This is a genomic window from Mycobacterium sp. (assembly GCF_051006775.1).
Classification (GTDB): Bacteria; Actinomycetota; Actinomycetes; order Mycobacteriales; family Mycobacteriaceae; genus Mycobacterium.
The window spans coordinates 1-6,332 of record NZ_JBPCSX010000076.1 but is presented as its reverse complement, the minus strand read 5'-3'; the positions used below and the strand labels follow the sequence as shown (position 1 = coordinate 6,332).

5 protein-coding genes are annotated in these 6,332 nt (G+C 67.3%); 4 read left to right on the top strand and 1 reads right to left on the bottom strand.

What is annotated here, in order from left to right:
* A partial coding sequence (locus tag ACR2JI_RS05815) for a hemophore-related protein (protein ID WP_526388963.1) occupies positions 1-272 on the top strand: 272 nt, incomplete at its 5' end.
* A 33-nt stretch (positions 273-305) separates the two neighbouring features.
* On the opposite strand, the gene ACR2JI_RS05810 is transcribed toward ACR2JI_RS05815, so the two are convergent.
* A complete protein-coding gene (locus ACR2JI_RS05810; RefSeq protein ID WP_526388961.1) occupies positions 306-1,022 on the bottom strand; it encodes a TVP38/TMEM64 family protein in 717 nt (238 codons plus the stop codon).
* Positions 1,023-1,175: 153 nt separating this feature from the next.
* On the opposite strand from ACR2JI_RS05810, the gene mutA reads away from it, so the two are divergent.
* The 3 genes from mutA to meaB are packed head-to-tail and all read left to right on the top strand — an operon-like array spanning position 1,176 to position 6,257.
* Entirely contained in the window at positions 1,176-2,984 is a 1,809-nt protein-coding gene (gene mutA, locus ACR2JI_RS05805) for a methylmalonyl-CoA mutase small subunit (RefSeq protein ID WP_526388959.1), read from the top strand.
* Between the two features lies 1 nt (position 2,985).
* Complete coding sequence (gene scpA / locus ACR2JI_RS05800; RefSeq protein WP_526388957.1) at positions 2,986-5,262, top strand: methylmalonyl-CoA mutase; 2,277 nt, start codon at positions 2,986-2,988, stop codon at positions 5,260-5,262.
* Positions 5,259-6,257: a methylmalonyl Co-A mutase-associated GTPase MeaB gene (gene meaB / locus ACR2JI_RS05795; protein ID WP_526388965.1), complete on the top strand. Its 999-nt coding sequence runs from the start codon at positions 5,259-5,261 to the stop codon at positions 6,255-6,257. The genes scpA and meaB overlap by 4 nt, the downstream gene beginning before the upstream one ends.
* Positions 6,258-6,332: the final 75 nt, after the last annotated feature.

Below are 6,332 nucleotides of genomic sequence, written 5' to 3'. Positions count from 1 at the left end.
TCGTGCCCGGCTGCTCGGCGGCTGACATCGCGGCGGTGGAAAGTCAGGTCGCTGCGGGTATCGCCGGCTATCTGTTCACCCACCCGGACGTCAACCTTGTCTTCAGCGGCGTGCAGGGTATGCCCCAGGCGGCGGCGATCAGCACGATCGACAGCTATCTGAATGCCAACCCCCAGGTGCAGGCTGAAACCGACGCCATCCGCGGTCCGGCGTTCGATCTGCGCAACCGCTGCAACATCCCGGATGCGCGAGTCCACCTCGGAGTGCTCTGATCGGTCGCTCGGATCGGTCGCTGTTCTGATCAGCTACTGCTCGCCGTCACGCCGGTAGCGCTGTCGTTCATACGCCAGCCCGGCGACGCCCACCGTGGCTGTGCACAGCGACACCACCGCCAGCAGTGGGCTGACGTTGCCGGTAAGCGCGTCACCGAGGACGACGACGGCGGCGGTTCCGGGTAGCAGGCCGACGACGGTGGCCAGCAAGTACGGCAGCACCCGCACCGAGGAGGCACCCGCGGCGTAGTTCAGTACCGAGAACGGCACCACCGGGATCAACCGCAACGACAGCACCGCCGCCCAGCCCCGGGCCCGTAACCGCGCATCCACCGCTTCGACGGCAGGGTGGCTCACCAGCTTGCTGAGTTGCCAGCCCAGCCCCCGGACCATCAGCAGGGCCAGTAGCGCACTCACCGCGCTGGCCGTCACCGCTATCGCCACGCCCAGCACGGGACCGAACAGCAACCCGGCAGCCAGCGTGAACGCGGTACGGGGAAATGGCAGGACGGTGACCACGACATGGGCAGCCAGAAATGCCAGCGGGAACCACGGGCCCACCGTGGTGGCCCAGTCACGCAGCTGCAGTGCCGTCGGCAGGGGCACCAGCAGCACCACCGCGACCACCGCGGCGACCGCGATCGCGGTGAACAGGATCCGGGTCCGGCTGACCTGCCGGGCGGTGCTGCTCAGCGCCGAGGCCACATTGCGCAGGGCTGCCCTGAGGCGTAGCGAGGGAGCCAACGGCACGGTTACCAAGGCTACGGCGCGGCGGTGGTGAGCCAGGAAAACCGTGATCCGACTCACGGAACGAGTCGGCATCGGGATACCGGTAATCCTTTAGCCTGAGGGAACAGGGCCGTAGATCAGTTGCCGCCCGCCAGACGACAACAGGAGCTGCCGGTGTCCGGACAGGTGGACGAGGCCCGCGCCCGGTGGCGCAGCGCGGTTGCCGGCGTGCTCGCCAAGAGCACCCGGCAGGATCCCGCCGACCTCCCCACCGAGCCGGAACGTCTCCTCGACTCGCAGACCTACGAAGGCTTCCCGGTGCGGGCGCTCTACACGGGGCACCCCGCACGTCCGGAGGCAGCGCTACCGGGCGACTGGCCATTCATCCGCGGCGGCGATGCGAACCGTGACGTTCTCGCCGGGTGGAAGGTCGTAGAAGAGTTCCCGCCCGCCGCCGGCAGTAGCACCGAGATCCTCACCGCACTGGTCGACGGTGTGAGCGCGCTACTGCTCCGGATCGGTCGCGACGGTATTGCACCGGCCGGCCTGGCCCGTGCTCTGGAGGGCGTGTATCTCGAACTGGCCCCGATCATCCTCGACGCCGGTGCCGACTTCCGCGCCGCCGCTGATGCGATGCTGATCCTGATCGGCGGCGCCGGTGCGAACCTGTCGGTCGACCTGGGCGCTGACCCGCTGACTGCGCCATTGAGTGGGCGGCCCAGCGCAGCTATCGCGGATGTTCTCGCGGTCACCGACGCGGTCGGTGCCGCCAAGGGTGTTCGCACCGTCACCGTCGACGGACCCTCGTTCCACGATCGCGGCGCCAACGCCGGCTGGGAGATCGCGGCAGTGATCGCCGCCGGCGCGGAATACCTGAGGTTGATGACCGGAGCTGGACTCGGCGCAGGCGATGCGCTGCGGCAGATCAGCTTCCGGCTCGTCGCCGACGACGACCAGTTCCTGACAATTGCGAAATTCCGCGCGGCACGACAACTCTGGGGCCGAGTGGCCGAGGTCCTCGGACACCCCGAAGGCGGAGCTGCCGTACTGCATGCGGTGACGTCCCGGGCGATGATGACCCAGCGCGATCCCTGGGTCAACATGCTGCGGACTACCGTCGCGGCATTCGGCGCCGGAGTCGGGGGCGCCGACACCGTCCAGGTGCTGCCATTTGATGCGGCGATTCCCGGTGGGTTGCCGACCGTCAGCCCGGACTTCGCCCGACGTATTGCCCGCAACACCCAACTGCTGCTTCTCGAGGAATCGCACATCGGACGGGTCATGGATCCGGCGGGCGGGTCCTGGTATGTCGAGGAACTCACCGAAACTCTTGCCGCGCAGGCTTGGTCGAATTTTCAGGACATCGAATCCCGTGGCGGTTTCCGTGCGGCGATCGGCTATGTCGCCGATCAGATCGAACAGGTCCGGGGGCGGCGTGCGGCCGACATCGCCCACCGTCGCGCCGCGATCACCGGTATCAATGAATTCCCGAACCTGGCCGAAGCGCCGTTGCCGCAGGCTGATCCATCGACGGTCCAACGCTACGCCGCTGACTTCGAGGCATTGCGCAACCGTTCCGACCGCTATCTGGAGCGCCGCGGTGCCCGTCCTCGGGTGCTGTTGCTCCCGCTGGGCCCACTGGCGGAGAACAACATTCGAGCCAGCTTCGCCACCAACCTGCTTGCCTCCGGCGGTATCGAGGCAGTCAATCCCGGCACCGTCGAACCCGACCGGATCGCAGAGACGGCGCGGGATGCGGGGACGTCGGTCGCGGTGATCTGCGGTACCGATGCCCGCTACGGAACCGAGGTCGCGGCTGTCGTTCCGGCCGCCCGCGCGGCCGGTTGCGAGCGGATTTACCTGGCCGGTCCGGAAAAGGCTGTTGCCGACATTGCCGCGGACGTGCGGCCGGACGGATACCTGACCGCGAAAGTTGATGCCGTCGAAGAACTCTCGACTCTGCTCACCCGATTGGGGGCCTGAGATGACCGAGTCCGGCGTCGCCGGCGTTCCAAGTTTCGCCGAGATCCCGTTGCATGCTGGCACCCCTGCCGCGAACCCCACGCAAACGGCCGCCGCCGCCCGTGTTGCGCAGGCCGCGGCGGCCCACGGCTACGCGCCCGAGCAACTCGACTGGCATACCCCCGAAGGCATCGTCGTCAAGCCGCTCTATGTCGGCGCCGACCGGGATGCCGTCGTGGCGGCTGGCTATCCGCTGGACAGCTTCCCTGGCGAACCCCCCTTCATCCGCGGACCGTATCCGACGATGTATGTGAACCAGCCGTGGACGATTCGCCAGTACGCCGGCTTCTCCACCGCTGCCGATTCCAACGCGTTCTATCGGCGCAATCTGGCAGCCGGTCAGAAGGGCCTGTCCGTGGCCTTCGATCTGGCCACCCACCGCGGCTACGACTCCGATCACCCCAGGGTCGCTGGTGATGTCGGTATGGCCGGGGTCGCGATCGACTCGATCCTGGACATGCGGCAACTCTTCGACGGTATCGACCTGTCGGCGGTCTCGGTCTCGATGACCATGAACGGTGCAGTGCTGCCGATTCTGGCGCTGTATGTGGTGGCCGCCGAGGAGCAGGGTGTGCCACCGGAAAAGCTGGCCGGGACCATCCAGAACGACATCCTCAAAGAGTTCATGGTCCGCAACACCTACATCTATCCGCCGAAACCCTCGATGCGGATCATCTCCGACATCTTCGCCTACACCAGCGTGAAGATGCCGAAGTTCAACTCCATCTCGATCTCCGGCTATCACATCCAGGAAGCCGGTGCCACAGCCGATCTGGAACTGGCCTACACGCTCGCTGACGGTGTCGACTACATCAATGCCGGTATCGACGCCGGCCTGGACATCGACAAGTTCGCGCCGCGACTGTCGTTCTTCTGGGGTATCGGGATGAACTTCTTCATGGAGGTGGCCAAGCTTCGCGCCGGTCGGCTGTTGTGGAGTGAGCTGGTCGCCGGATTCGGCCCCAAGAGTGCCAAATCCCTATCGCTGCGCACACATTCGCAGACGTCAGGCTGGTCGCTGACGGCGCAGGATCCGTTCAACAATGTCGCCCGAACCTGCATCGAGGCGATGGCCGCGACGCAGGGCCACACCCAGTCGCTGCACACCAACGCCCTCGATGAGGCGTTGGCGTTGCCGACTGATTTCTCTGCGCGCATCGCGCGCAACACCCAGCTGCTGCTGCAGCAGGAGTCCGGCACCATCCGCCCGATCGATCCGGGGGGCGGCTCGTACTACGTGGAGTGGCTGACCGATCAGCTCGCGCAGCGGGCCCGCGCACACATCGCCGAGGTGACCGAACGGGGCGGAATGGCGCAGGCCATCAGCGACGGAATCCCGAAGCTGCGTATCGAAGAAGCGGCGGCCCGCACGCAGGCCCGCATCGATTCCGGCCAGCAGCCGGTGATCGGGGTGAACAAGTACCAGGTCGACGAGGACGCCGATATCGAGGTGCTCAAGGTCGAGAACAGCCGGGTGCGCGCCGAGCAGATCGCCAAACTGCAACAGCTGCGCGCCGATCGCGACGAGGCCGCGGTCACGGCCGCACTGGCCGAACTGACCCGCGCGGCAGCGGCATCGGGCAGTGCCGGGGATGATGGGCTGGGCAACTACCTGATGGCGCTGGCCATCAACGCCGCCCGCGCCAAGGCCACCGTCGGCGAGATCTCCGACGCGCTGGAAAAGGTGTACGGCCGCCATCAGGCCGAGATTCGCACCATCTCCGGGGTCTACCGCGACGAGGTGCGCCGCGGGCAGGGCACAGGAGGCAACATCACCGGACTATCCGAGGCGACCCGCCTGGTCGAGAAGTTCGCCGAGGCCGACGGGCGCCGTCCGCGAATCCTGGTCGCCAAGATGGGCCAGGACGGTCACGACCGGGGACAGAAGGTGATCGCGACCGCCTTCGCCGATATCGGCTTCGACGTCGACGTCGGCTCGCTGTTCTCCACCCCCGATGAGGTCGCGCGCCAGGCCGCTGACAACGACGTGCATGTCGTGGGGGTTTCGTCGCTGGCCGCCGGTCACCTGACCCTGGTGCCGGCCCTGCGCGATGCGCTGGCCGACGTCGGCCGCCCGGACATCATGATCGTGGTGGGCGGTGTGATCCCGCCCGGCGACTTCGACGAGCTCTATGCGGCCGGTGCCACCGCCATCTATCCGCCCGGAACGGTGATCGCGGATGCCGCGGTCGGCCTGCTGCAGAAGCTCGCCGAGCGCCTCGGCTATGACCTGACCTGACGCCGGTGACGGACGGTATCGAGGTCGGCGAACTCGCCGCGGCCGTGCGCCGCGGAGACCGGGCCGGCCTGGCCCGGGCCATCACGCTGGTGGAGTCCACCCGCGCCGATCACCGCGAACAGGCCCAGCGGCTGCTGCTCGACCTGATGCCGACGGCCGGCGCGGCCATGCATGTCGGCATCACCGGAGTCCCGGGGGTGGGGAAGTCGACCACCATCGAAGCCCTCGGGATGTACCTGATCGAACGTGGGCACCGGGTGGCGGTGCTGGCGGTCGACCCGTCCTCGACCCGTACCGGCGGCTCGATCCTCGGTGACAAGACCCGGATGGCCCGCCTGGCGGTGCACCCGGACGCCTACATCCGGCCATCGCCCACGTCGGGGACGCTCGGTGGCGTCGCGAAGGCGACCCGGGAGACCATCGTTCTCCTTGAGGCGGCGGGATTCGATGTGGTGCTGGTCGAGACGGTCGGGGTGGGTCAGTCCGAGGTCGCGGTGTCGAACATGGTGGACACTTTCGTGTTCCTCACGCTGGCTCGTACCGGCGATCAGTTGCAGGGCATCAAGAAGGGCGTGCTGGAACTGGCCGATATCGTCGTCGTCAACAAGGCCGACGGTGCGCACACCATCGAGGCGAAGGCCGCGGCACGCGAATTGTCCGCCGCGATCCGACTCATCTATCCACATGAAAGCCTCTGGAGGCCACCGGTTCTCACGATGAGCGCATTGGAAGGCGATGGCCTGAGTGAGCTGTGGGACACCGTTCTCAAGCACCGCCAGGTGCTGACCGAGGCGGGGGAGTTCGACGCCCGCCGACGCGCGCAGAAGGTCGTCTGGACGTGGGCGATGGTTCGCGACGCCGTACTGGACCGGGTGCTGGGCGATCCGACGGTCAAGGGCATCCGCGCCGAGGTTGAACGCCAGGTCCGCGATGGTGAGCTGACGCCGGCGTTGGCCGCCCAGCGGATACTCGACGCCGCCGATGGGCGAAGTTAACGGATTGACAACGATTCTCGGCGACGGTGCGTCCGGCTTGTAAATTCACAGGGTGTCCCAGGCGCCCTCTGGTAG